Origin of the sequence: Acinetobacter sp. Marseille-Q1618 (assembly GCF_902809855.1) — a bacterium.
Lineage (GTDB): Bacteria > Pseudomonadota > Gammaproteobacteria > Pseudomonadales > Moraxellaceae > Acinetobacter.
Genome location: NZ_CADDWJ010000001.1, coordinates 971,342 through 996,966, shown reverse-complemented (window position 1 = coordinate 996,966; position 25,625 = coordinate 971,342). Strand labels below are relative to the sequence as shown.

Annotated in this window: 27 protein-coding genes; 19 read left to right on the top strand and 8 right to left on the bottom strand. The window is 37.1% G+C overall.

Annotated elements, in window-relative coordinates; genetic code table 11:
* Positions 1–53 precede the first annotated feature (53 nt).
* Positions 54–818 (top strand): glutathione S-transferase family protein, encoded by a 765-nt coding sequence (locus HUS24_RS04680; protein ID WP_173910913.1) that lies wholly within the window; start codon positions 54–56, stop codon positions 816–818.
* A gap of 242 nt (positions 819–1,060) precedes the next feature.
* Positions 1,061–1,531, top strand: a complete 471-nt coding sequence (locus HUS24_RS04675; protein WP_065993943.1) for an Lrp/AsnC family transcriptional regulator — start codon at positions 1,061–1,063, stop codon at positions 1,529–1,531.
* A 230-nt stretch (positions 1,532–1,761) separates the two neighbouring features.
* On the opposite strand, the gene HUS24_RS04670 is transcribed toward HUS24_RS04675, so the two are convergent.
* Positions 1,762–2,649, bottom strand: a complete 888-nt coding sequence (locus HUS24_RS04670) for a LysR substrate-binding domain-containing protein (protein WP_173910911.1) — start codon at positions 2,647–2,649, stop codon at positions 1,762–1,764.
* A gap of 98 nt (positions 2,650–2,747) precedes the next feature.
* Between HUS24_RS04670 and trpB the strand changes: the two genes are divergently transcribed.
* The 4 genes from trpB (at position 2,748) to HUS24_RS04650 (ending at position 6,845) form a co-directional block, all read left to right on the top strand.
* On the top strand, positions 2,748–3,953 hold the full coding sequence (gene trpB, locus HUS24_RS04665; protein WP_173910910.1) for a tryptophan synthase subunit beta: 1,206 nt from the start codon (positions 2,748–2,750) through the stop codon (positions 3,951–3,953).
* Between the two features lie 4 nt (positions 3,954–3,957).
* Positions 3,958–4,737: a tryptophan synthase subunit alpha gene (gene trpA / locus HUS24_RS04660; protein WP_173910908.1), complete on the top strand. Its 780-nt coding sequence runs from the start codon at positions 3,958–3,960 to the stop codon at positions 4,735–4,737.
* Positions 4,738–4,902: 165 nt separating this feature from the next.
* Complete coding sequence (locus tag HUS24_RS04655; protein ID WP_173910906.1) at positions 4,903–5,262, top strand: hypothetical protein; 360 nt, start codon at positions 4,903–4,905, stop codon at positions 5,260–5,262.
* A 662-nt stretch (positions 5,263–5,924) separates the two neighbouring features.
* The gene (locus HUS24_RS04650; protein ID WP_173910904.1) at positions 5,925–6,845 is read left to right on the top strand and encodes a LysR family transcriptional regulator; all 921 of its coding nucleotides are present in this window, start codon (positions 5,925–5,927) and stop codon (positions 6,843–6,845) included.
* Between the two features lie 198 nt (positions 6,846–7,043).
* Here the strand turns inward: HUS24_RS04650 and HUS24_RS04645 are convergent, their stop codons facing one another.
* Positions 7,044–7,973 (bottom strand): alpha/beta fold hydrolase, encoded by a 930-nt coding sequence (locus HUS24_RS04645; RefSeq protein ID WP_173910902.1) that lies wholly within the window; start codon positions 7,971–7,973, stop codon positions 7,044–7,046.
* A gap of 10 nt (positions 7,974–7,983) precedes the next feature.
* Positions 7,984–8,535, bottom strand: coding sequence for a PadR family transcriptional regulator (locus HUS24_RS04640; RefSeq protein ID WP_173911399.1), 552 nt, complete (start codon positions 8,533–8,535; stop codon positions 7,984–7,986).
* A gap of 164 nt (positions 8,536–8,699) precedes the next feature.
* Here HUS24_RS04640 and HUS24_RS04635 point away from each other — a divergent pair, with 164 nt between their 5' ends.
* The 3 genes from HUS24_RS04635 (at position 8,700) to HUS24_RS04625 (ending at position 12,520) form a co-directional block, all read left to right on the top strand.
* Positions 8,700–10,724 (top strand): NADPH-dependent 2,4-dienoyl-CoA reductase, encoded by a 2,025-nt coding sequence (locus HUS24_RS04635; RefSeq protein WP_173910900.1) that lies wholly within the window; start codon positions 8,700–8,702, stop codon positions 10,722–10,724.
* Positions 10,725–10,911: 187 nt separating this feature from the next.
* Entirely contained in the window at positions 10,912–11,319 is a 408-nt protein-coding gene (locus HUS24_RS04630) for a nuclear transport factor 2 family protein (protein ID WP_173910898.1), read from the top strand.
* Between the two features lie 121 nt (positions 11,320–11,440).
* Positions 11,441–12,520 (top strand): YheT family hydrolase, encoded by a 1,080-nt coding sequence (locus HUS24_RS04625; RefSeq protein WP_173910896.1) that lies wholly within the window; start codon positions 11,441–11,443, stop codon positions 12,518–12,520.
* Positions 12,521–12,630: 110 nt separating this feature from the next.
* Here the strand turns inward: HUS24_RS04625 and HUS24_RS04620 are convergent, their stop codons facing one another.
* A complete protein-coding gene (locus HUS24_RS04620; protein ID WP_173910895.1) occupies positions 12,631–13,107 on the bottom strand; it encodes an internalin in 477 nt (158 codons plus the stop codon).
* 226 nt (positions 13,108–13,333) lie between these two features.
* Here HUS24_RS04620 and HUS24_RS04615 point away from each other — a divergent pair, with 226 nt between their 5' ends.
* Genes HUS24_RS04615 through eno form a run of 3 tightly spaced genes read left to right on the top strand, consistent with a single transcriptional unit; the run spans position 13,334 to position 17,198 of the window.
* A complete protein-coding gene (locus HUS24_RS04615; RefSeq protein WP_173910893.1) occupies positions 13,334–14,974 on the top strand; it encodes a CTP synthase in 1,641 nt (546 codons plus the stop codon).
* Positions 14,975–15,002: 28 nt separating this feature from the next.
* Complete coding sequence (gene kdsA, locus HUS24_RS04610; protein WP_173910891.1) at positions 15,003–15,860, top strand: 3-deoxy-8-phosphooctulonate synthase; 858 nt, start codon at positions 15,003–15,005, stop codon at positions 15,858–15,860.
* 48 nt (positions 15,861–15,908) lie between these two features.
* Positions 15,909–17,198 (top strand): phosphopyruvate hydratase, encoded by a 1,290-nt coding sequence (eno, locus tag HUS24_RS04605; RefSeq protein WP_173910890.1) that lies wholly within the window; start codon positions 15,909–15,911, stop codon positions 17,196–17,198.
* Between the two features lie 169 nt (positions 17,199–17,367).
* Here the strand turns inward: eno and HUS24_RS04600 are convergent, their stop codons facing one another.
* Entirely contained in the window at positions 17,368–17,706 is a 339-nt protein-coding gene (locus tag HUS24_RS04600) for a hypothetical protein (RefSeq protein WP_173910888.1), read from the bottom strand.
* A gap of 218 nt (positions 17,707–17,924) precedes the next feature.
* On the opposite strand from HUS24_RS04600, the gene ftsB reads away from it, so the two are divergent.
* The 5 genes from ftsB (at position 17,925) to HUS24_RS04575 (ending at position 21,486) form a co-directional block, all read left to right on the top strand.
* Positions 17,925–18,320 (top strand): cell division protein FtsB, encoded by a 396-nt coding sequence (gene ftsB / locus HUS24_RS04595; RefSeq protein WP_173910886.1) that lies wholly within the window; start codon positions 17,925–17,927, stop codon positions 18,318–18,320.
* Positions 18,292–19,023: a 2-C-methyl-D-erythritol 4-phosphate cytidylyltransferase gene (gene ispD, locus HUS24_RS04590; protein WP_173910885.1), complete on the top strand. Its 732-nt coding sequence runs from the start codon at positions 18,292–18,294 to the stop codon at positions 19,021–19,023. Before ftsB ends, ispD begins: the two co-directional genes overlap by 29 nt.
* Positions 19,024–19,100: 77 nt before the next feature.
* Positions 19,101–20,237, top strand: a complete 1,137-nt coding sequence (rodA, locus tag HUS24_RS04585) for a rod shape-determining protein RodA (protein ID WP_173910882.1) — start codon at positions 19,101–19,103, stop codon at positions 20,235–20,237.
* A gap of 112 nt (positions 20,238–20,349) precedes the next feature.
* Entirely contained in the window at positions 20,350–20,841 is a 492-nt protein-coding gene (locus HUS24_RS04580; RefSeq protein WP_173910881.1) for a hypothetical protein, read from the top strand.
* 21 nt (positions 20,842–20,862) lie between these two features.
* A complete protein-coding gene (locus HUS24_RS04575; protein WP_173910879.1) occupies positions 20,863–21,486 on the top strand; it encodes a protein DA1 in 624 nt (207 codons plus the stop codon).
* Between the two features lie 20 nt (positions 21,487–21,506).
* Here the strand turns inward: HUS24_RS04575 and ygaH are convergent, their stop codons facing one another.
* Positions 21,507–21,848, bottom strand: coding sequence for an L-valine transporter subunit YgaH (gene ygaH / locus HUS24_RS04570; protein ID WP_173910877.1), 342 nt, complete (start codon positions 21,846–21,848; stop codon positions 21,507–21,509).
* A 1-nt stretch (position 21,849) separates the two neighbouring features.
* Positions 21,850–22,605: an AzlC family ABC transporter permease gene (locus HUS24_RS04565; RefSeq protein WP_173910875.1), complete on the bottom strand. Its 756-nt coding sequence runs from the start codon at positions 22,603–22,605 to the stop codon at positions 21,850–21,852.
* Between the two features lie 101 nt (positions 22,606–22,706).
* On the opposite strand from HUS24_RS04565, the gene HUS24_RS04560 reads away from it, so the two are divergent.
* Positions 22,707–23,183, top strand: a complete 477-nt coding sequence (locus HUS24_RS04560; protein WP_173910873.1) for a hypothetical protein — start codon at positions 22,707–22,709, stop codon at positions 23,181–23,183.
* A 71-nt stretch (positions 23,184–23,254) separates the two neighbouring features.
* Here the strand turns inward: HUS24_RS04560 and HUS24_RS04555 are convergent, their stop codons facing one another.
* On the bottom strand, positions 23,255–24,190 hold the full coding sequence (locus HUS24_RS04555; protein ID WP_173910871.1) for an AraC family transcriptional regulator: 936 nt from the start codon (positions 24,188–24,190) through the stop codon (positions 23,255–23,257).
* Positions 24,191–24,371: 181 nt separating this feature from the next.
* Between HUS24_RS04555 and HUS24_RS04550 the strand changes: the two genes are divergently transcribed.
* Positions 24,372–25,589 carry an alkane 1-monooxygenase gene (locus HUS24_RS04550; protein WP_173910868.1) on the top strand — a complete coding sequence of 406 codons (1,218 nt, stop codon included), beginning with the start codon at positions 24,372–24,374 and terminating at the stop codon, positions 25,587–25,589.
* Positions 25,590–25,625 lie beyond the last annotated feature (36 nt).

The following is a 25,625-nucleotide window of genomic DNA, read 5'->3' as shown; positions in this document are numbered from 1 at the left end:
AATTACTAGGAATTATCCTAAAGATTTGATTAAAAAAATAATTTGGAGATTTTATGCGCATTCTTTACCAATTTCCTTTATCGCATTACTGTGAAAAAGCACGTTGGTTACTTGATCATAAAGAATTAGATTTTGTAGCGCAGAATATTATACCTGGGGTACATCGGGCATTTGCTCAACTAAAAACAGGGCAAAATAAGCTTCCAATTTTAAAAGATGCTGATCGTTGGATTGCAGATTCAACCCAAATCGCACTGTATTTAGATGATGTTTACCCAGAACACACCTTGTTACGCCTAGACTCCAATTTACGTCAACAGGCCTTAGAAATTAATGCAATTTCAAATGAATTGGGTCAGCATGTTCGCCGTTGGGGCTTGGCTCAAGCACTTTCAGTCAGTGATGAACCGCTTGAAATAATGATTGGTGAAAAAGGCTATTTGCGTCAATTTGAGAAATTTTCTAAGCCAATATTAAAAACTTTAGTGTCCAAAAGTTATCAATTGGATGCTGAAAAAGTTGTAGAATCTAAATATAAAATGGATGAAATCATCCAACAATTAAATGAAAAATTAGTTGAAAATCAGTGTCGCTATTTAGTTGGTGAGCGTTTAGGTTTGGCAGATATTGCCGTGTGTTCAATGCTTGCACCTTTGTTATTTATCGATGGCACACCTTGGGAAACCGAGTTTGAAGACAGTTTATCTGATGAAGTAAAAAGCTATCAGGAAGCATTATTAAGTATGCCAATCGGACAATACGTGCAACGGATTTATTTGACAGAACGTAATGCGCGCGTGGACTGGCGTGGGATTTAAGCACTGAGTATTTTTGATATTTTAATTGTTGTTAGTTATTTGATTTCAAAGTAATGATCTGAATATTCTTGTTTAATAGTTGCTTACAGACGCAAATATTCAGAGAGTTTCTATATGATGCATAGTAAATATGTAGTGAAAAATATTTTCAAAATAATTATAAATTACGAAATATTTTATCAAAATAAAACGCTATAATTTAGCATAATCAATATCAATTATACTGAATCATGGAGTTTTTAATGGAACTTGATCGTTACGATAAGCAAATTTTAGAAATTTTGACGCACGAGGATATTAATCTAAACGAGCTATCTGAACGCATCAACTTATCGGTGAGTTCTGTGCATCGCCGTATCAAGCATTTGATTGAAACGGACATCATGACCAATTTAAAACGTGATATTAATTACGAGAAATTGGGCTTTAAATTGCATGTGATTTTGCAAGTATCATTAAGCAAACACGATACCGATACATTTGCTAAGTTTTTAGAAGAATTAGAAAATATTCCCGAAGTGATCAATGCTTTTTTAGTTACAGGTCAGTCGGCTGACTTTTTAGTCGAAGTTGTTGCTAAAGATATGGAAAACTATAGTGAAATTTTACTTAAACGCATTGGTAAGATTGAGTTTGTAGTGGCATTGCATTCTAGTTTTGTGATCAAAGAATACAACGTTTTTAATTGTAGTGGTTTGTTGAGCAGAGTTTAAGTCTTTTAAATCACATGGAAAATAATATTAAAGTAGTTTGATATTTTCTTATATTTTGACTTCATTTTTCGTGTGAGTTTCAGCCATTTGACTATGAATAGTTTAGCCACCTTTACACCATTTTTTAAAGTCGAGTGATTTCCTATACCATGATTACACATGTATTTTTTGAGTCGCTCGACTTTTAAGAGTGTTACCGTTGAAGTATAAATCGAACTGATTACTTTACATTATTGCTCAACTTGGGTTAATAACCATTGTTTAAATGTTTGAATATTTTCATCTTTTAATCGTGTTTTTTGACAACATAAAGAAAACAATAAACCACATTCGATAAAATCAAAAGGTGCAACTAAACGCCCATTTAAAAGTTCTTTTTCAACTAAACTTTGTGGTGCAATCGCAACGCCTAAGCCTGAGGCAGCCGCTTCAATCATTAAATTAAGATGATCGAAATGACGTTGTTGCTTTACTTGGGTTAGGTCTAAATCGTTTTGTGCTGCCCACATTTGCCAAGCATGTTGATTCGACTGTGTATGTAACAGTGTTTGCTGAAAAATATCAGATTTATGTTGTAATTGTTGTGCACGTTCAGCCGTACAAACAGGACCAATTTGATCCTGAAAAAGTGCAATATTTTGAATCTCTTCTGGAAAGTTTTCATACTGCGTATGGTTGAGAATAACCATATCAACCTGATGTTTTTCTAGTAATTTTAAATCATTGCTGGTCATTAATTTGATGGAAATTTCAGGATATTGTGCTTCAAAATTTTCTAACTTTGGAATTAACCAATGCGCCATAAAACTACTTGGTGCCGCTAAAGTTAAGCTGTGATGTGTGGGTTGCTGGCGAATTTGTTCAAGGCACTGATCAAGCCCACTAAATAGTTGTACACAGCTACTAAATAAAGCTTGTCCATCTAAAGTAAGTGTTGCGCCATGTGCATGACGAACAAGTAATTTTTTCCCAACCCATGTTTCAAGTTGTTTAATTTGGTGGCTCACTGCACTATGCGTTACACAAAGCTCTTCGGCTGCCAAACTAAAACTGTTATTGCGTGCAACTGCTTCAAACATGCGTAGCGAGTTGAGCGGTGGAAGTTGATATTTTGCCATGATGTTAGTTTTTTTCACAGAATGATTTGAGTTTATATCAATTTTCAAACGCTGCAAAATCCATAAAATAAAACTAATGAAAAAAGTGGATAGAAGACATGACAGATTTATATACAGGTGATGGACCAGATCAATTGGGTCGTTTTGGGCAGTTTGGTGGTAAATATATGCCTGAAAGCTTGATGTTGGCGATTAATGAATTAGAAGCAGCTTTTAATGAAATAAAAAATGACCCTGAATTTTGGGCAGAATATCAGCAATTATTAAATGATTTTGTAGGTCGTCCTAGTCCATTATTTTATGCAAAAAATCTAACAGCATTGTGTGGTGGGGCAAAAATTTATTTAAAACGTGAAGATTTAAATCACACTGGCGCACATAAGATTAATAATTGTATTGGGCAAATTTTACTTGCTCGAAAAATGGGTAAAACACGCATTATTGCTGAAACTGGTGCAGGGCAACATGGGGTAGCAACCGCTACGGTTTGCGCACTATTTAACATGAAATGTGTGATTTTTATGGGGGAAACAGATGTACAACGTCAGCAAATGAATGTTGAGCGTATGACCCTGTTAGGGGCAGAAGTACATAGTGTGAAAAAGGGCAATGCAACCCTCAAAGATGCGATGAATGAAGCATTGCATGATTGGATCAGTAATGTAGAGAGCACGTATTATCTCTTGGGAACAGGTGCAGGACCTCATCCTTATCCGATGATGGTGCGAGAGTTTCAAAAAATTATTGGTAAAGAAGCGCGTGAGCAAATTTTACTCAAAGAGCAAAAACTTCCTGATGCTTTGGTGGCTTGTATTGGCGGTGGCTCAAATGCGATAGGCTTAATGCATGCATTTTTAAAAGATGAAAATGTGCAATGTTTTGGCGTAGAAGCTGGAGGTAAAGGTTTAGATACAGCTTTCCATGCAGCGTCATTATCAGGGGGTAAACCAGGTGTATTACATGGAAATTTGACTTATTTGTTGCAAGACCAAGATGGTCAAATCCAAGAGGCTCATTCTATCTCCGCTGGTTTAGACTATCCGGGTGTAGGGCCTGAGCATGCGCTGTTAAAAGAAACAGGACGAGTTGAGTATGTTAGTGCCACAGATCAAGAAGCGATTGAAGCATTTAAATTACTCACGCAAAAAGAAGGCATTATTCCTGCTTTAGAAAGTTCGCATGCGGTTGCTTTTGCGTGTCAATTGGCAAAAAAAATGCGTCCAGAACAGGTCATTATCGTTAACCTAAGTGGTCGTGGTGATAAAGACATGCATACCGTAAAAAATTATAAAAATGAGGAATGAACAAATGAATCGTTTAGATATTCGTCTAGCTGAGTTAAAACAAAAGCAACGTAGTGGTTTGGTGTGTTATTTCACAGCAGGCGATCCTGATTATCAAAGTAATGTTGAGTTGTTTACGCAAATTGGTCAGGCAGGGGCAGATATTATTGAATTAGGCATGCCATTTTCAGACCCTGTGGCGGATGGAGAAGTGATCGAGGCGGCACATCATCGGGCGATTGCACAGGGACATACTTTGGCAAAAACCTTAGAGTTAGTCAAAGAAATCCGTAAAAAAGATGATCAAACACCGATTGTTTTGATGGGCTATGTTAATCCCATTCTACAATATGGTTTTAAACAGTTTTTACAAGATGCTAAGGGTTTGATTGATGGACTTTTAATTGTAGATTTACCTTATGAATATCAACGTGAGTATTTGCATGCAATTGAAGAAAATCATATACATTTTATCTGTTTAACTTCACCATCTACTCCCGAAGAACGCTTGGCTTTAATTGCAGAAAATGCACAAGGTTTTTTGTATCATGTTTCGGAAAATGGTATCACAGGGATGCAACGTAAACAGCAAAATCTTGATCAGAAAATCAGCCAGTTAAAGCAATACTTTGATATACCTGTAGGGATTGGTTTTGGGATTAAAACAGAACAAGATGTTGCTGCTCTAAAAAATAAAGCTGATTTAGTGATCGTGGGAACGACATTGGTAGATTGTTTTGCAAATTTGGGGGTAGATGCGACTTTGCAAAAAGTCAAAGCTTTTGCTGAGGTTTTAAGCTCATAAATCAATAAGGATTTATAAGTTTTAAAATTTAAAGCTACTTTCTACACTATAGCCGAGTTAAACGACTAACTCGGCTTTTTATTTTTAATTTATATCGAAATCTTTATAAGGTTGTTAAACTCATTTCAAAGCAATTTCAGCGTCAGAGCATATAAGGATAATAAAATGGGTTATGCTGTTCAGCTATATTCTATTCAGACGATGCACAATTTCGATCATACAGATGATACATTTTTTGAGCATGTTGAAAATTTTGTGCCTTTTTCAAGTGAACAGTTTTCAGTGCTCAAGCAAAGATTGATAAATTATGGCTATGTAATAGAACATATAGACAACGATACAATTTATTTTAACAAACAGGCTGAAGAATCTACCTTGCAGTGTTGTTTGACGCAGTATGCTGTGTATTTTTCTTCAGGTTTTAATCAAAATGCTATTTTTGAGATTTGTATGACTGCCTCGGAGTTTACAGATACAGGTGAGTTTGCTAAATATGATCCTCAGTTGGGTGAGTGGGAAACTTAACATAATTCACTATTATTTAACTTAAATGTTTATCCTAAGTTTTAGGATATATTTTAACGTTTCAAATTTATTTTATGTTTTAAGCTTAAGAGTGATAATAGAGAATTTATGATAAGTGATTCATAGATAATCATTTAATTTTAGAAAAATTCCTCATGACAAAAAATGATCATGAGGTTATGCGCATTCTTTTATGTTTTATAAAGTGTTAGTTTATTTATTTTTAGTGTGAAGTGGTTTATTGATACGATTCAATCAAACTCTGAGCGTTTAAACGCTGTTTAGATGGCTCAAAAGATAAGTTTAAATCTATATTTTTACCTGAGTGGTTTAAATGAATTTAATTCACTCAACCAGTTCATCATTAAATAAAATTCAGTTTTAAGCAAACGCATAAATTTCATGTTGTGGTGAAATAAATTCATCTATTTTTTATTGAATTTAGTTATTTTCAAAGGCTAAACTAGATGTTTTTTATGATTAAATGGTTATGAATGTATGGTTTTTGGATTTTATTCCTTGGATGTATAGCTCGATGAGTGCGTTTTAAAATCTGCTTTTAGAACTCATAAATGCACTCTAAAGACATGTTTTCTGGTTCATTTGAGTTAAATCTGATGCGTATTTATCTCCCCAAACTATATTATTCTACAGGATGATCCATGCTTGAAATTCGTCACCTCAAAACTTTAACCGCTTTGCGTGAGCACGGTTCACTGGTTGCTGCGGCAAATGACTTGTGTTTAACCCCATCAGCAATTTCTCATCAACTCAAAGAGTTGGATAATTGGTACGGCGTTGAAGTGGTGAATCGTCGTAGTCGACCTGTGACTTTTTCGAATGTTGGTCAGCGGTTACTTAAACTTGCAGATGATATTTTGCCGCAAATTCAGATTACCCAATCTGACATCACCCGTATCGTACATGGGCAAACGGGTCGAATCATTTTTTCTTCAGAATGTCATAGTTGTTTTGATTGGCTCATGCCGTTACTCAATCAATATCGCTCACAATATCCTGATGTTGACTTAGATTTTGCTTCTGGTTTTGAGGCAAATCCGCATGAGTTATTACAAATTGGTGAGTTTGATTTGTTGATTACCGCAGATCCTATTGCTTTAAAAGGCATAGAGTATTTTCCAATTTTTGAATATGAATCACGTTTGGTCTTGTCAAATACACATCCTTTGGTACGTGCAACGCATATTACGGTGCAAGAGTTGGCAGAAGAAACATTGATTACTTATCCTGTAGATAAACATCGTTTAGATATTATGTCGAAGCTTTTTCTTCCTGCAAATATTCAACCCAAACAAATTCGCACGACAGATTTAACCCAAATGTTGATTCAGTTGGTTGCCAGTGGACGAGGAATTGCTGCATTACCTGATTGGGTTGTGAATGAGTATGAACAAAAAGGTTGGGTGACATCACGACGTTTAGATTGTGTTGCTGAAAATGGGTTGCGGCGTACTTTATATGCAGGCTATCGTATTGAAGAAAAACAGAAAAGTTATTTTGAAGGATTTTTGAATCAATTAGATCGTTTTTCAAAAAAACGGATGGTTTATTATCACGCTTAACAGGTTTAAATAATGCTGTCTTATTCAAATAAAATTAATCATGCTCTTTAAGCATATAAGCCTTGTGGACAGTAGTTTTTCATTGTTATTGGGTTGATTTAACTGAGATTTAAAAACTAAATAAAAAGAACAACTTCCATAAACAACATAAAGAAAGATAGCTATGTTGTTTATGGAAAAATTGTGATCAATCTATTTTTAAGCTGATTGTTTTAACTGCGCATGTCTAACTAAAAAAGCAGAAATTTCTTTACCAAATTTCACGGGTTCTGTGATTAAAGGTGTATGCCCAGAACGTTCAAAAATAATGCTTTGTGCGTTTGATAATTGATTGGCAATACGTTTTTGTCCTTCAGCAGGATATAAAGTAGATTGTTCACCAATAAAGAATGTTGTTGGACAGTTGAGTTGGGTAATTGCAGCACGATAGTCCTCATCGTGATTTAAATAGTTATCGATATACCATGTCATATAGTCTAAACGTCTGATCGGTAAAAGATGTTTTTGTAATTGTGGTCGTTTCAGCGCCAAATTAAAAATAAACGGACTAAGCTTGTTACTGCCTTGAATTTTAATGAAATTAATCCACATTTGGACCAGTTCAGTTCTCGGCTCAGGTGGAAGCTCATCCACAAAACGATAATCTTGGTACTGATGTAAAAAGTCCGAATAGTCTTTGAGAAAACGTTTAAATTTAAGATGTTTTTTCCCAAATAAACCAAATTGCCAAGCATCATCTGTTGGGATTTTAGGGGTTTGGTCAATATGCAAATAAGCTTTTAACTTTGCTGCCAAGTTTCCATATTGCATGCCATGCATGGCTGTAGTTGCACCCATTGAGTAACCAATGAGCATAAATTGATCCAAATTCATTTGTTGAATGAGGCTATCAACGTCACGCCAATGGTTATGAATAGCATCCAAATCCTGTGGAATTTTGCAGGTCCGTGAACCACCAAAACCACGCCAATCAGGAATGATAAATTTATAATTTTTAAGGTTGGTGAAAATAAAAGGCAGCCATTGCCAGCTCTGCATTCCTAAACCAGATAAAATTAAAACAGGTTCACCTTTGCCAATTTCTCGGACAAAAAGTTGTTCACCATCTGGCATTGTGTAGTGGGGCATGGCGTTTCCTTTATTTTTCTGTATCGCGTTCGAATTGCTGCAAAGTTGGAATGAGTTGTTCTAACCAATCAATCCAACCACGTTCTAAATCTATGCCTAATTGTAAAATCATTTTATGAATAAACAAAGTTCGATCTTGGGGATCTGCATGGGCAAAATCTTTGGCAAAAATTTGTTGATAAAGCTTTAAATTGTCACGGTGTAATTCTAAATGACGCTGTAACTCTGGTAAAACAGTATTTCCACCAAATTGTGCTTCGACTCTTAGACGCACCATTAACTCTTCACGTAACTGCGCTGGTTGTCCTTGTTTAACTAACCAGTCAGTCAGTTCAATACGACCAAGTTGTTCTACTTGATAGGTTTTTTTACGACCTGTATCTGCTTGATCTTCTAATGTAGAGATCCAGCCTTTTTTTTGCATTGCGTTCAGTTCACGATAAATTTGCTGATGCGTTGCATTCCAAAAGAAACCCATAGAGCGATCAAAGCGGCGAGCGAGTTCAAAACCTGTACTAGGTTTCTCGATTAAGCTCGTCAATAAAACATGGGCTAAGGACATTTGGTCATATTTCGCAAATAAAATGAAGATAAAATCATTATGCAACATGTTGCATAAAATGCAAATCTCGATTATAAATAAATCCATTATGCAACTTGTTGCATTAAAGATTTCATAAAATAGATTAAAAATACGAGCTAGCGAAAGCACGCCAAGGAGTTCACATGTCTAATTATCCGCATTTACTTGCGCCTTTAGATTTAGGCTTTACCACATTAAAAAACCGTGTCTTGATGGGGTCAATGCATGTTGGTTTAGAGGAAGTTGAAGGTGGTTATGCACGTATGGCTGCATTTTATGCAGAACGTGCAGCAGGCGGTGTTGCTTTGATCGTAACAGGTGGTATTTCTCCAAATGATCATGGCGTGACTTTTTTTGGTGGTTCAAAACTTGATACTTTAGAAGAAGCGGAAAAGCATAAAGTCATTACTCAAGCAGTGCATGATGCAGGTGGAAAAATTGCCTTACAAATTTTACATACAGGGCGTTATTCATATCAGCCTGAAAACGTTGCACCTTCTGCGATTCAAGCGCCGATTAACCCAACCAAACCGCATGCATTAAGCTCTGCGGAAGTTCAGCAAACCATCGCTGATTTTGTCAATTGTGCAAAAATGTCACAAGTGGCGGGTTATGATGGTGTAGAAATCATGGGTTCAGAAGGTTATCTGATCAATGAGTTTATCGCTGCACGTACCAATCACCGTGATGATGAATGGGGTGGAAGCTATGAAAATCGTATTCGTTTTCCGATTGAAATTGTGCGCCGTACCCGTGAAGCAGTAGGTGAAAACTTCATTATTATCTATCGTTTATCTATGCTTGATTTGGTTGAGGGCGGTTCAACTTTAGAAGAAGTGATTCAACTCGCTCAAGAAATTGAAAAAGCAGGTGCAACCATTATCAACACAGGGATTGGTTGGCATGAAGCACGTATTCCAACGATTGCCACTAAAGTTCCTCGCGCTGCATTTACTTGGGTTACTAAGAAATTAAAAGGTTCAGTCAAAGTGCCTTTAATTACCTCAAACCGTATCAACACCCCTGAAATGGCAGAAAGTGTATTGGCACAAGGTGACGCAGACATGGTGTCGATGGCACGTCCAATGTTGGCAGATTCACATTTTGTTGCTAAGGCAGAACAAGGTCGTGCAGATGAAATCAATACCTGTATCGGTTGTAACCAAGCGTGCTTAGATCATATTTTTTCGATGAAAATTGCAACGTGTTTGGTCAACCCACGTGCATGTTATGAAACTGAACTCATTTTTAAAGAGACAGCAACGCTTAAAAACATAGCAGTGATTGGTGCAGGGCCAGCAGGTTTAAGCTTTGCAACGTATGCTGCCGATCGTGGGCATAAAGTCACGATTTTTGAAGCGTCAAATCAAATCGGTGGTCAGTTTAATATTGCCAAAACCATTCCAGGCAAAGAAGAGTTTTATGAAACTTTACGTTATTTCAAGCGTAAAATTGAATTACAACCCAATATCAAGCTCGTGCTGAATCATGTCGCTACCTATGAAGAACTTAGTGCTGAACAGTTTGATGAGATCGTGGTGGCAACAGGTGTCACACCACGTCAGTTAAATATTGAAGGAATTAATCATCCTAAGGTATTGAGTTACATTGAAGTGTTGCGTGACCGTAAGCCTGTTGGTCAAAAAGTTGCCATTATTGGTGCTGGCGGCATCGGATTTGATACCGCAGAGTATCTATCTCACGAAGGTGAAAGTGGCAGTCTAAACCCTGAAAAATTCTATGATGAGTGGGGAATTGATACCTCTTATGAACATGTTGGTGGACTAAAACAACCTGTAATTGAGCAATCACCACGAGAAATTTATTTACTACAACGTAAAACTAATTCAGTCGGTGCTGGTTTAGGAAAAACTACAGGATGGATTCATCGTACAGGTTTAAAACATCGCCATGTCAATATGATTGCAGGTGCAAGTTACGATAAAATTGATGATCAAGGTTTACATATTACCGTGGGTGAAAAAAACATGGTGTTAGAGGTAGATAATGTCGTGATTTGTGCAGGACAAGAATCTTACACTGCGATGTTTGATCAACTTCAAGCGGATGGAAAATCTGTACATTTGATTGGTGGTGCGAAAGAGGCTGGCGAGTTAGATGCGAAACGTGCCATTCGTCAGGGTGCTGAATTGGCGATGGTGATTTGATCCTTGTATTTTTATGAAATGAAAGATCTATTTTCAAAAATTAATACTATCTAAAAATAATCCCTCTCAACCTCCCTTTATAAAAGGGAGGAATTCTGCATTTCAAATAAAATTTTGCTATGCAGATTTTCACTCCTTTTAAAGGAGGAGTTAGGGGAGATTAATCTCATTGAAGGGAAATATTAAAATGAACTATCCAAACACCAAACCAGCTATTCAAAAATGGCATGACATGCTTGCAAACCGTGACATGAGTATTTTGAATGAATTACTTGCTGACGATGTGGTTTTTCGTTCACCTGTTGCATTTAAGCCGTATGAAGGCAAGCAAGTGGTATTTTTTATTTTAACCAATGTTATTCAAGTGTTTGAAAATTTTACTTATCATCGTGAATTTTATAGTGAAGATGAGCAAAATGTTGTACTTGAGTTTTCAGCTGAAGTGTCTGAAAAACAACTCAAAGGCATTGATATGATTCGCTTTAACGAACAAGGCCAAATTGTTGAGTTTGAAGTTATGATTCGTCCTTTAAGTGGTTTACAGGCTTTAGCTGTGCAAATGGGTGAACGCTTTGCAAAATATCAAGCACAATAATTGGCTTATGAAATAGTCTAAGCGTAAATGTATTCACCTAGAAATGTAAGTCATTTCTAGGCAAGCTATTATAAAGTTAAGTCATGATCAAAGCGTTCGCGTACAAAGTTAGAGAAAGCTTATGCCAATTTTGAATAAATTTAGTCAATTTACCCAAGATGTCTTAGATCACATCATCGGTGCAGAGCAGCCAAAACTCTATTACAATGCACAAGGACAACTCAAATCAGTTTTAGAAAAACTCCCGCAATTACAACAAAAATATCGACCAACGCCTTGGCTCAGTAACAATCATGTGCATTTACTGTATTTTGATATCATTAAGAAAAAAACGATTAAACTCGAATACGATCGAATAGAATCATTGACCATGCGAGATGGCGGTGTAACGGCAATTGCTTGGTATGGCTATGCTTTACCAGTAGACACACCGACTATAGTAATTATGCATACGATTACAGGTTCGCCTGAAAGTATGCGTGAATTGGTTAAAGATTTGCATGAATATACCGGTTGGCGGATTGCACTATGTTTACGTCGTGGTCATGCAGGGTTGCCTATGCCAGTACCACAAATGTCGATTTTTGGTTCAACTTCAGATCTACGTGAACAAATTCAATTTATTCAGCGAAAATTTCCGCAATCGAACTTGTATGCGGTTGGTTCATCTGCGGGTACAGGATTATTAGTGCGCTATCTGGGAGAGGTCGCAGAGGAAACACCATTTAAAGCAGCATTTGCGCTATGTCCTGGCTACAACACCAAAGATGGTTTTGAAAATGTACACCCGTTTTATAGTAAGGTGATGACCAAAAAATTATTTAAAGCTTTTATTCAACCCTATCAAAATACATGGCAGCATACCCAATCTGTTCAATTTGTTTTAAAAACCAAAACCTTACAACAGTTTCAGGAAAATTATTTTGAAATGGCGGGTTTTGCTGATTATGAAAGTTATGATCAGGCGATTAATCCGATTTATGTATTTGAAAATGTGAAAATTCCACTCATGATTTTAAATGCAGAAGATGACCCTGTTTGTTCGATTAAAAATTTTGAACCTTATAAACAAACTGTACAACAGATGCAAAATATGGTGGTGGTGACAACTAAAAAGGGTAGTCATTGTGGTTATTATGAAGGTTTTCAAACCAAATCTTGGGCATCAAAGTTAATCGCAGACTTTTTAAAACAGTTTTAGTGCTATGCGGTAGAGCATATATTTACACAAGATTAAACATCGTTTAGCGAATAAAAAGACCAGTCTATTTATAACGACTGGTTTTTTTATTGCGCATTGAAAAACCAATATTAGTTTTTCAATGCAGGTGTAGCAGCAGCGATTGCAGCAGCGACAGCATCATCTTCAGTTTGAGCTGTACCCGAGTTTGCCTTTGGTGCTGGAGTTTCTGTACGTGCAGTTTCAACAGGAGCAGGCTTTGGCGCAGCTGGTTTTGGTTGTTCAGTACGAGCAACCTCAGTAGTTTGTATAGGTTTCGGTTGTTCAACACGTGGTGTTGGTGCTGGCTGAACATCATTACGAGGAGTTGTTGTTTCAGTTTGACCTGAATTCACTTGTTCTGAAGAACCGCCCTGATTGATTTGTTGATCATGATCTTGATCCACTGTTTCAAGATTTTCAAACTGAGCAGGCTGTGGTTCAGGTTGCTGCGTTTGAGTGGTTTCAACTTTTTCAGGTTCATCATTTTTAGGTTCTTCTTTTTTCACACATGCTGTTAAAACAAGACCTGTTGCAATCAAACCACAAATTAAAAGTTTCTTATTCATATTGACACAAAATATAGCTTCTAGAGAGTACGCCTATTATAACAATAAAATTAGAGATAAAAATCATGTCTTGTAATGTTAATTTTTTATTGGAAATGCTGATAGAATAGCCAATTGTTTATTGTTCTATGAATTGATGTGAATTGACTTTGCTTTCTAGGTACAAGGTAAAGTAAAATCGCACAACATTGTAGGCCAATTTAGGCTCCATTGTACGAGAAACTTAATGACCCATTTTATATTCGTGACTGGTGGTGTTGTATCATCACTAGGTAAAGGTATTTCAGCTGCTTCAGTTGCTGCACTTTTAGAAGCCCGTGGTTTAAAAGTAACCATGGTCAAAATGGATCCATACATTAATGTCGATCCTGGGACTATGAGCCCATTCCAACACGGTGAAGTTTTTGTCACAGAAGATGGTGCTGAAACGGACTTAGACTTGGGTTATTACGAACGTTTCTTACGTCGTGCCAAAATGACCAAGTTAAATAACTTTACTTCTGGTCGTGTTTATCAAGACGTTTTAAATAAAGAGCGTCGTGGTGATTATCTTGGTGGTACAGTCCAAGTCATTCCACATATTACAGACAATATTAAAGAGCGTGTACTTCGTGCAGGCGAAGGTTATGACGTTGCGATTGTTGAAATCGGCGGCACAGTAGGTGACATTGAATCTCTCCCATTCATGGAATCTGTGCGTCAGCTTATGGTTGAGCTGGGTCATAAACGTACCATGCTCATGCACTTAACTTTACTTCCATATATTAAATCTGCGGCTGAACTTAAAACCAAGCCAACTCAACATTCGGTTAAAGAATTATTGTCAATTGGTATTCAACCAGACATTTTGATTTGTCGTACAGAGCATGATGTTGATGCAGATACGACTCGTAAAATTGCATTATTTACTAACGTAGAAGCACGTGCAGTTGTGGTCTGTAAAGATGCACGTTCGATTTACCAGATTCCTCGTACTTTCTATGAGCAAAATGTTGATGATTTAATTTGTGAACGTTTTGGTTATGACAATTTACCAGAAGCTGATTTGAGCGATTGGGACAATGTAGTTGAAGCATTGTTAAATCCCGAATATATCGTTCGTGTGGCGATGGTCGGTAAATATGTCGAACTGCCAGATGCGTATAAGTCTGTAAATGAAGCACTTTTACATGCGGGTATTCAAAACCGTGTCAAAGTTCAGATTGATTATATCAATGCTGAAGATTTAGAAGGTCAAAACCCTGCTGAAGTGTTAAAAGATGCAGATGCGATCCTTGTTCCGGGTGGGTTCGGTGAACGTGGTACTGAAGGTAAAATGAAAGCAATTCAGTATGCACGTGAAAATGGCGTGCCATTCCTTGGTATTTGTTTAGGTATGCAGTTGGCTGTGATCGAGTTTGCACGTCATGTTGCTGGTATGCCTGAAGCAACTTCAACTGAGTTTAATCGTTCTACTAAATTCCCTCTCATTGGTTTAATCACTGAATGGTTAGATGAGCGTGGTGAGATTCAGCACCGTTCTGTGAACTCTGACCTTGGCGGAACGATGCGTTTGGGTGCTCAAAAATCTGAATTGGTTGAAGGTACCAAGACACGTGACGTTTATGGGAATGCAGAAATTATCGAACGTCACCGTCATCGCTATGAAATGAATGATCGTTTCATTCCTGCGATTGAGCAAGCAGGTATGAAAATTTCAGGTTATTCAGCAGATCAACATTTAGTAGAAACTGTGGAAATTCCTGAACATCCTTGGTTTATTGCTGTACAATTCCATCCAGAATTTACCAGCTCACCACGTGATGGACATCCATTATTTGCAAGTTTTATTGATGCTGCAAAAAAACAGTATCAAAAAAGTAAATAAGCGAGCAAAACATAACTAGGAAGTTTAAATGTCACAATTAAAACCACAAGAAATTGTACGTTTAGGCGATATACAAATGGCAAATCATTTGCCATTTGTACTATTCGGCGGAATGAATGTACTTGAGTCGAAAGACTTAGCTTTTGAAATTGCAGAAACCTATGTGGATATCTGTAAACGCCTAGACATCCCTTATGTTTTTAAAGCCAGCTTCGATAAAGCCAATCGTTCAAGCTTAAACTCTTTTCGTGGACCGGGCTTAGAAAAAGGCATCGAATGGCTTGCTGACATTAAAAAACATTTTAATGTACCGATCATTACCGATGTGCATGAACCTTATCAAGCTGCGCCTGTTGCTGAAGTTGCAGACATTATCCAGCTTCCGGCTTTTTTAAGCCGTCAAACTGATCTGGTTGAAGCGATGGCAAAAACGCAAGCCATTATTAACATCAAAAAAGCACAATTCCTTTCTCCACGTGAAATGAGTCATATCCTGAATAAGTGTTTAGAAGCAGGTAATGACAAACTCATTCTGTGTGAGCGTGGTACGTCATTCGGCTATAACAACTTGGTGGTTGATATGCTTGGTTTTGACATCATGAAAGAAATGAATGTGCCTGTATTCTTTGATGTGACACACGCTTTACAAACACCAGGTGGTCGTGCTGACTCTGCGGGTGGACGTCGTGCGCAAATTACCACACTTGCACGTGCGGGTATGGCGACAGGCCTTGCAGGTTTATTTTTAGAAGGGCATCCAGACCCTGAAAAAGCCAAATGTGATGGACCTTGTGCATTACGAATGTCTCAACTTGAGCCATTCTTAGCACAGCTAAAAGAATTGGATACTTTAGTTAAAGGATTCAAAAAGTTAGATACGCATTGATGCTTTTATTTTTGAGCATCTTATTATTAATCAACTGAGGAAATATTCATGAGCCAAATCGTTGACATTCGTGCACGTGAAATCTTGGACTCTCGTGGTAACCCTACCATCGAAGCAGACGTAATTTTGGACTCTGGCGTTGTAGGCCGTGCATGTGCACCATCTGGTGCTTCAACTGGTTCTCGTGAAGCTTTAGAACTTCGTGACGGTGACAAAGCACGTTACTTAGGTAAAGGTGTTCGCACTGCGGTTCAAAACGTAAATGGTTCAATCAAAGACTTATTAAAAGGTCAAAACGTATTTGAACAAAAAGCAATTGATGACAAAATGATTGCGCTTGATGGCACTGAAAATAAAGAAAAATTAGGTGCTAACGCAACTTTGGCGGTATCACTCGCTGCTGCGCGTGCTGCATCTGCTGAAAAGAAAACTGAATTGTTCCAATATATCGCAGATTTACGTGGTCAAACGACGTTATCTATGCCTGTTCCAATGATGAACATCATCAATGGTGGTTCACACGCAGATAACACTGTAGATATTCAAGAATTCATGATCGAGCCAGTAGGTTTCACATCTTTTGCTGAAGCTTTACGTGCAGGTGCGGAAATTTTCCATTCTTTAAAATCTGTACTTAAAAAACAAGGTTTAAATACAGCGGTTGGTGATGAAGGCGGTTTTGCACCTAACCTTCGTACCAACGAAGAAGCGATTACTGCGATTCTTGAAGCGATTGGTCAAACTGGCTATAAAGCAGGTTCTGACATCATGCTTGCACTTGACTGTGCATCTTCAGAATTCTATAAAAATGGTCAATATGTGCTTGCAGGTGAAGGCAACAAAGCATTCACAAGCAACCAATTTGCTGACTATTTAGCTGGTCTTGTGAAGCAATATCCAATTATCTCTATCGAAGATGGTTTGGATGAGTCTGATTGGGAAGGTTGGGCTTATTTGACTTCTATCCTTGGTGATAAAATCCAATTGGTTGGTGATGACTTGTTCGTAACTAATCCTAAGATTTTACAACGTGGTATTGATGAGAAAATCGGTAACTCGATCTTAATCAAATATAATCAAATTGGTACATTGTCTGAAACTTTAGATGCAATTTACCTTGCTAAAGCAAATGGTTATACAACTGTAATTTCTCACCGTTCTGGTGAAACTGAAGATTCTACAATTGCAGATCTTGCTGTTGGTACTGCTGCAGGTCAAATCAAAACAGGTTCACTTTCACGTTCTGATCGTATTGCGAAATATAACCAATTGCTTCGTATCGAAGAATTAACACATGCAGTTTACCGTGGTAAAGCTGAATTTAAAGGTTTGAATTAATTTTTATAAATTACTTTAGATTAAAAAAACCACTCTGAAAAGGGTGGTTTTTCTTTTGTAGTTTATTGCTTTATAAGTGAAAATTGTACCTATTAACATTCTTATAAAAGCATTCATATGAACTCCATAAGATAGTCACTTGCTTGTTTAAATTTACAACCAGTCAAACTTAAGGCACATAAATATTATCTAAAAGAAAAATAAATTTCTTATTCACTTCAAAGACATTCGTTGACATGATCAAATCACTTAATCCTTCTTCTTTTGTATAAAGATCGATATAAACATTCCAACCTCCACCAAAATATTGACATACTGAAGTATTCCAAGATTCGTTCGGTATAAAAGTTACTCCATAATCATCCACACTATTGAAAATATCTTGAGCATGTAAAATATCTATTTGTTCAACATCTTTGATTGAATTTAATCTCAGAATATCTTTATTTTTTAAACTTTCGATAATTTCTACGAGCGTTTCTTTCCAAATACTCGGAATTTTTGACAATTTTCTATATCATAGGTTACAGGAGCGATTAGACTCATTGATATCACCATTATTCATTTTAATGACTGTGAACTTTTTTCTGATTGATAAATTAAGAGAATATTTATTCTAAAGTTTTCTCCACCATTTGCATATTTACCACAGTAAAGCGTTCTCCATCCCTCTGATTTGATGTATATTGAACGCATAATTTAATGCTGCTCTAATCCACATACACTATGCCAGAAGTCCTCAAATCAACTTCAAGTAAAATTATTCTTGTCATTGCATTGATAATCATTGCAGTGCTCCAATACCGTTATTGGTTTGGCGAAGGTGGATACTTTCCACATCAAGCGCTGCTACAACAAATTCAACAACAAACTGAAGTCAATAACGAGCTCAAAGAACGTAACCGTATTCTTGCGGCAGAAGTTTATGACTTAAAGAATGGTGCTGAAGCTATTGAAGAACATGCACGCCTTGATTTGGGGCTGATCAAACCACATGAAACCTTTGTACAAATGAGTACCATTAGCACTCATTACAAGCCGATTTATATCGATCCAAATGCAGATGTAGATAATAGAACCAATGAAGACAGTAATGCAGACACCGCACCATCACAACCTTAAAATTTGGGCAATTATTCCTGCTGCGGGGTCTGGAAGTCGGTTTTCAAAAACAGAATTAAAACAATACCAACGTATTCAAGACAAAACAGTTTTAGAACATACTGTAAATCGTTTGAACCAATTGACATTGGCAGGCTGTGTTTTAGCGATTGGCGAGCAAGATGATGTTGCACAAGCATTGAAATTTGAAAATACTGAAAATATCCATTTTTGCCTTGGTGGTGCAGAACGCGTGCATTCTGTATTAAATGCTTTGATTTATTTAAGCAAGATAGCTGCGCCTGAGGATATTGTTTTGGTACATGATGCAGCTCGACCTTGTGTAACAGCAATGTGTTTGAATGATCTTATAAGTACGGTTGTAAATTCAGCATCAAGTGCCATTTTAGCGATCCCTGTGCGAGATACTTTAAAACGAATTGTAAATAATCATGACATTGAGCAGACTGTCAGTCGTGAGCAACTCTGGCAGGCTCAAACACCTCAAGCTTCACGTCTTGGAAAACTAAAAAATGCTATAGAAACGGCATTAAAAAATGACATTGTCATTACAGATGAAGCAAGTGCATTAGAGTATATCGGTGAGTCTGTACGAGTCGTGCAAGGTCGCTCGGACAATATTAAAATTACTTATCCTGATGATTTGGAGTTAGCACGCCTGATTTTAACTGCACAGCAAGATACAATAGCTTCTCGTGAATGAGAAATACGATCTAAGGCTGTATTCTTATTCATTTCTCTTTATAATTTTGTTTTCCCGTTTTTGTTGTAGAAAATAACATGCAACCTACTGAGCAATATCGCTTCTTGCGACACTCCTTGAGGGATGGTCGGAGTTTTAATGAAAATACCTCAAGATGGGATAAATTGCATTTAGATCCTTGGTTATTAGCTTTTCTAATCATCAATGCTATTTTGGGCTTATTAATGGTGTATAGCGCATCCGACCAAGATGTCGGTATGTTGACACGCCAAGCGATTAGTTTTGCAGTTGGGTTTGTTTTATTGTTCTTGTGTGCTCAAGTCCCCCCAAAAGTTTATCAAGCCGTTAGTCCATGGTTTTATGGAATAGCCATACTCTTGTTAGTTCTAGTGCTCTTGGTTGGAGATGTGCGACTTGGGGCAAAGCGTTGGTTAACTGTTCCTGGGATCGGCAGTATGCAGCCGAGTGAGTTTACCAAGTTTGCTATGCCTATGGTGATGGCATGGTATTTTTCACGGCAACCGTTACCGCCAAAGTTTAAGCATGTGATTGGTGCTTTGATTTTGATGGTGCTGCCATTCGGGTTAGCTTTATTACAACCCGATTTGGCGATCGGGATTGTGATCGGTGGAGTATTTGCATTATTTTTAAGTGGAATGTCGTGGACATTGATCATTGGAGCGATTGCAGCGGCTGGGATGGCGTTGCCTTTGGTCTGGATGTTTGTATTACAAGCTTATCAAAAGAAACGGATTCTAACCTTGTTTGATCCTGAGTCGGATGCTCTTGGGGCAGGTTGGAATATTATCCAGTCTAAAATTGCCATTGGTTCAGGTGGTTTAACAGGGAAGGGATATCTAGGGGGGACGCAGTCACAATTAGGATATTTACCTGAACATCACACTGACTTTATTATGTCGACTTATGCAGAAGAGTTTGGTTTTATTGGTGTTTTTCTACTTTTTGTGTTGTATGCTGCGATTATTTTCCGTTGTATGATGATCAGCCTAAACTGTTTCCATAATTATGGTCGTATTTTGGCAGGCACGATTGGTTTGTCCTTATTTTTCTTCGTGTTTGTTAACTCTGGCATGGTCAGTGGCATTTTACCCGTGACTGGTGATCCATTGCCTTTGATGAGTTATGGTGGGACAGCGGTTATTACACTCTTGGCGAGTTTCGGGATTGTGATGTCGATTCATACCCATCGATAAGATAATAAAGGGATATTTGACAAAATATCCCTTTTATTTGCAAAAATAAATTTAAGTTGTTGCTCGCTAAATATAAATATTTTCGCTTTTTAAAAAATAAAGGAAATCACCTATGATCCACCGTTTTTTATTTGCAACTGCTGTTATTTTAAGTTGCGCTGCTATAACACCTACATATGCGGCATCACAACAACATGAAGTACAAACTGCAACTGAAACATCAAAAGCAAGTGCAAGTCATCAAGCTGATTTTAATTTGTTCATCCGTTTGATGGAGCAAGTAGATATGCAGAAAATGACAATGATGACAGAAGAAGGCGAAGAAAATTCAAGGGTTGAGCAGAAAGCACAAGTGGCTGAAGTGATAAAAAATTTACAAGCTTTAAGTCAATCACTAGATCAAGCTAAGTTTATAACGCCTGAAGGTAAAAAAGTTAAAGCTGCTTTTGTGGCTTATAATGATGATTCAATTTATTTGCTAAAAAATCAAGAGCAATGGGAAAATGATGAGAAGCAAAAAGAAAAATTAATAGCGAATTCCATGCAGTTAAATCAAACGCTAATAGAAGCTTTGCAAAACTTAAAAATGCTTGCAAGGCAATAGTAACTTATTGAAGTGATACCCATGTGGTTAAATGTACAAACCTTATATCCTTGTTATTATTGCCATCATCAGTATTTCAAAGAAGATACACTAAGTTATGCTGATGGGCGGATGTTATGTAAAGATTGTGCTAAACACATTATTGTTACCACAGAAAATTTACAGCTTGTTGCAGAATGGGTGCTCAAACAAATTGAAGTTTTAGGTTTGCGGTTTATGCGTGGTTATACGCATGTCAGTTTGATCAGTAAAGAAAAAATGAAAAATTTGGGCTATGATCATGCCGAAGGTTTAGCAACCAATACGGTTAGTACCAATATGTTTTTAAAAAATCATCACCTGCATGCGCAAATTAATGTCATTTACGGTATGCCGACTGCAAATCTAGTTTGGGTTTTAAGCCATGAAATAGGGCATGTGTTGCTGTCACAACATCAATATCAATTTAACAGCATGGCTGAAGAAGAAGGTTTTTGTCAGCTCATTGCATTATTGGTGAGTCAAAGATCACAAAATCCTTTAATGCCGAGGGTATTACATAAAGAATTGAATAACCCTGATCCAATCTATGGCGATGAATTACGAAAAGCCTATGCAGCGTATCAACAACAAGGCTTTTCACAATATTTTCAAAAATTTATATAATTGGTTAAACTTTTATCATTTTAAAGCGGTAAATAGGTATAAACCAAACCATACGAAATCGCTGCAATTAAAGTCGCTAACACGATTTTTTTAAACTTAAAATAAATCCCCGTTAAGACCGCAAAACCCACTAATATGGCAAAGCTTTTATTGGGTGTTTCAATCAAGGGTGGCAAGGTAGCAACGACCAACATAGAACTAATCGCGGCAATACCAATACTTCCCAAAGCAATTTTTAGCCATGTCGCACCACGTGCTTGCTGATTTTTTTGATTCTTTTGAATCACAAATAGTGGGCCAAAACGTGAAGCAAAATTCGCTATTCCTACAATGATGCCGACTAAAATAATTTCAAGATCCATGTTATTCTCCTGAATGATTCATAGCGACATCATCATGTTGCTTTAATACATAATATTTGAACATGCCTGCCAGTATTCCTGAGAGTATTCCAATAAATATCGCAGCAGATAAGTTGATGAAATAACAAGAAATCGCAGCCACAATCAAAGATACACTCACGACAAGGGTGTGTTTCTTTTCAAAAGCAGCCAAAAGAAAACTTAAGAACAAAGCAGGCAGTAAAAAGTCCAATGCGGCCTGTAAAAACTTGGGTAAATTTGCCACTTGATCGGAGAATAAACCACCTAAAAGCGAACCTAAAGCCCAAGATATCCAGCTACATAAACTGAGGCCAAGCATCCAAGATTCAGACCATTCCTGACGTCTTTGCGACAGCTTAATCATACCTGCGGCAAAAACTTCATCAGTTAAACCCCAAGCCCATACTGCTGTTTTCTTTAAATTTAAACGATCTTGAATCAGGTTTTGTAGTGCAGGACCATATAGAACATGGCGAATGTCTAATGCAATTACTGTCAGTGCAGTCATCCAAATCGAGGTACCACTACCAAGTAATGCCACCACTAAAAATTGACTCGCACCTGCATACATCGAGCAAGAGAGAAACAATGCTTCCCAAGCAGTAAAACCAAATTGTGTTGCAGAAACACCGAAAGCAAAAGAGACTGGTAAATAAGTAAAAATAATCGCTTGACTATCTTTAGCGCCTTGCCAAAAACCAGCAGCTTTGACGGAGGAAGTTGTGTGTTGGGACACGTAACACCTAATTGGGAGTAAAACAAAAGGTAAAATCAAGATTGTGTATTGTACCTGAATTTACTAGCATAGTGCTTAATTGTTTAATTTGGCGATGTGCTATGTTTTCAGTGAAATTTTCTTCTTTGCTTAAGTCAGGCTTAATACTGAGTATTTTACTGGTGCAAGGCTGTGGTAATTCATCATCTGAACCTAAAGCACCGTTGAAACCAGCACCAAAACTCACCAATGACGCAACAGCTTATGCGCAAGCAGCTTGGAAGCTAATCAATGAGGTTGAGCCTTTTGTTTACCGTAAGCAACTGAATTTAATAGAAGAAAAAGTAAGAAAACCTGTTCGAAAACTAAGTGCAGACTGGCGTATCAATGTCAAAATGACGGATTCAGTGACAGAAGGAAAGTATGCTTTATGTCGAAAATCATTAACCAGTTTGGATAATTTTGCGCGTGCAACTCTCGAAAAAGACAAAGCTTTGAACCAAAAGAAAGCAGATTACGAGCGTGATAAAGCACAATGTAAAGATGCAATTGACAATCCGAGTTTAGGTAATACCAAAGCCAACACAAATTTATTTTAAAATCTGTTTTAAATCCTTTGCGGATTTAACAAGTTTAATGTCCATTGAAATAGCCTAAGTTTTTTTGACTTTTAATTAAGGTTAGAAAATGATGTGTGACGATACTGACTTGGGCTCATTTCAAATTGTTTCTTAAATGCTTGGCTAAATGCAGTTTCAGAAGAATAACCGACTTGATGAGCAATTTGCTGGATGCTTAATTGTCCTTGTTTTAAATATTGGCTGGCTAAACGCAAACGATGTTGTTGCAAATAGGCGAGTGGTGTTTCACCGACAATTTGGTTAAATAAGCTGGCAAATTTAGAACGCGACATACAACATTGTTCAGCTAAACTCTCAACCGTCCATGCGATTTCAGGTTGGCTGTGGATCACCGCAAGTGCATTGGAAAGTTCAGGATGAATTAAGGCATTTAACCAGTTATTTTGGTCTTGCAATTGCTCGATATAATCACGTACACATTCGATCATCATAATACTGACGATATGATCCATAATTTTATTTTTGCCTGCTAAGGTTCTTTGTGTATCGGAAGCGACAAAGTACAAACCGATGCGTAACCACTCTGGCGCAGTATCGCTCAATGCATTTTTGATATGAATAAATGGCGGCAGTGCATTAACTAATGGGCGAGCCATGATCGCATTGAGATGACAACGTACTGCTAAAATCAGTGTTTTCTCAGAATTACCTTCTCCAAACTCAATTGCATCATGTCGTAAACCACAAAACAAAGGATTAATATCTAAAGATTCTACTAATTTCGTGTTGGCTTGATTTGAAACTGCATGGGCTAAGCCCGCAGGAATTAGAATCATATCTCCAGTATTTAAATGAATATCTAGCTGATCTGAAAAGCGTAAATGCGCTGTACCATACAAAATGATATGTGCGATCACAGCATCTTGGGCAGCACTGTGAAATGCCCAATTGCCTTGAGCTTGTAAATAAAGATATTCAGAATGGTTAAGATGAATATCATCAAAGATTTTACTGAGAGCATCCATATAAGTAAAAAATATCAAAAATACAGCATAGAAGTGATATTGCTATTAAAACATGTGCTTAAAGGACAATCTCTAGCTTAAACAAGCCAAAGACTTTTTCATAGCTTTTTTGGACGCTTACAACTGTTTTGCTTGCATAAATTTAGCAAAGATAAAGATAAGAAATAAAAGGATGATTATTATGAATGCGCCAGTAATTTTAAATGAACAGCAATTACAGGAAGTATCGACAAAATCTTTGTTAGAACTCGATAAAAAGCGTTATCTTTGGGCGATTAGCCCAGCCTTACCTGTAATTGGTATTGGTATTTTAGCAGGTTATCAATTTGCACCTAAACCTTTAAAAAAAGTTTTTGCGTTGGGTGGGCCGATTGTATTGCACTTGGTCATTCCTGTAATTGATTCGATTATTGGAAAAGACACCAACAATCCGACTGATGAAGATATTAAACTCCTTGAGAAAGATCCATATTACGCACGTTTAGTAAAAAGTTTTATTCCTTTTCAATATCTTGCCAATGTTTATGCCTGTTATTTGGTCAGCCGTGAAAATACCTCTTTCCTAGATAAGATTTTATTGGGTATTTCAATGGGTGCGATTAATGGAATTGCGATTAATACTGCACATGAACTTAGTCATAAACATAATAAATTTGATCAATATGCTTCACATTTAGCTCTTGCACCTTCGGGATATAATCATTTCCGTATCGAACACACTTATGGGCATCATAAACGTGCTGCAACACCTGAAGATCCAGCTTCAGCACAAATGGGCGAAACTTTTTATGAGTTTTTACCACGCACAGTGATTGGTTCTTTTAAATCTGCCATTGAAATCGAAACACGTCGTTTAAAAAGAAGGGGCTTAGATTTCTGGACAAAAGAAAATGAGCTGTTACAAGGTTGGTCAATGAGTGCAACTTTCCACGGCACAATGCTTAAACTTTTTGGAAAAAGCACTTTGCCGTACCTTATTGCTCAGTCTGCCTATTCAATTGGTTTGTTCGAAGTGATTAACTATATTGAGCATTATGGTTTGCTACGTCAAAAAGATGAAAATGGTAAATATGAACGTACTATGCCTGAACACAGTTGGAATAATAACAACATTGTGACCAATTTATTTTTGTATCAATTACAACGTCATTCTGATCATCATGCTTATCCAACTCGACCTTTCCAAGCATTGCGTCATTTTGATGAAGCACCTGAACTACCAAGTGGTTATGCAACGATGTTATTGCCTGCACTCATCCCAGCAATTTGGTTTAAAATGATGGATAAGCGTGTATTTGATCACTATAACGGTGATTTAAACAAAGCCAACATTTATCCCAAACGTCGTGCAAAACTATTTAAGAAGTTTGGGGTAGTTGATAAATTATTGAATCAATAGTGCTGTATTTTTGAATATTAAAGAGACTTGCTGAAG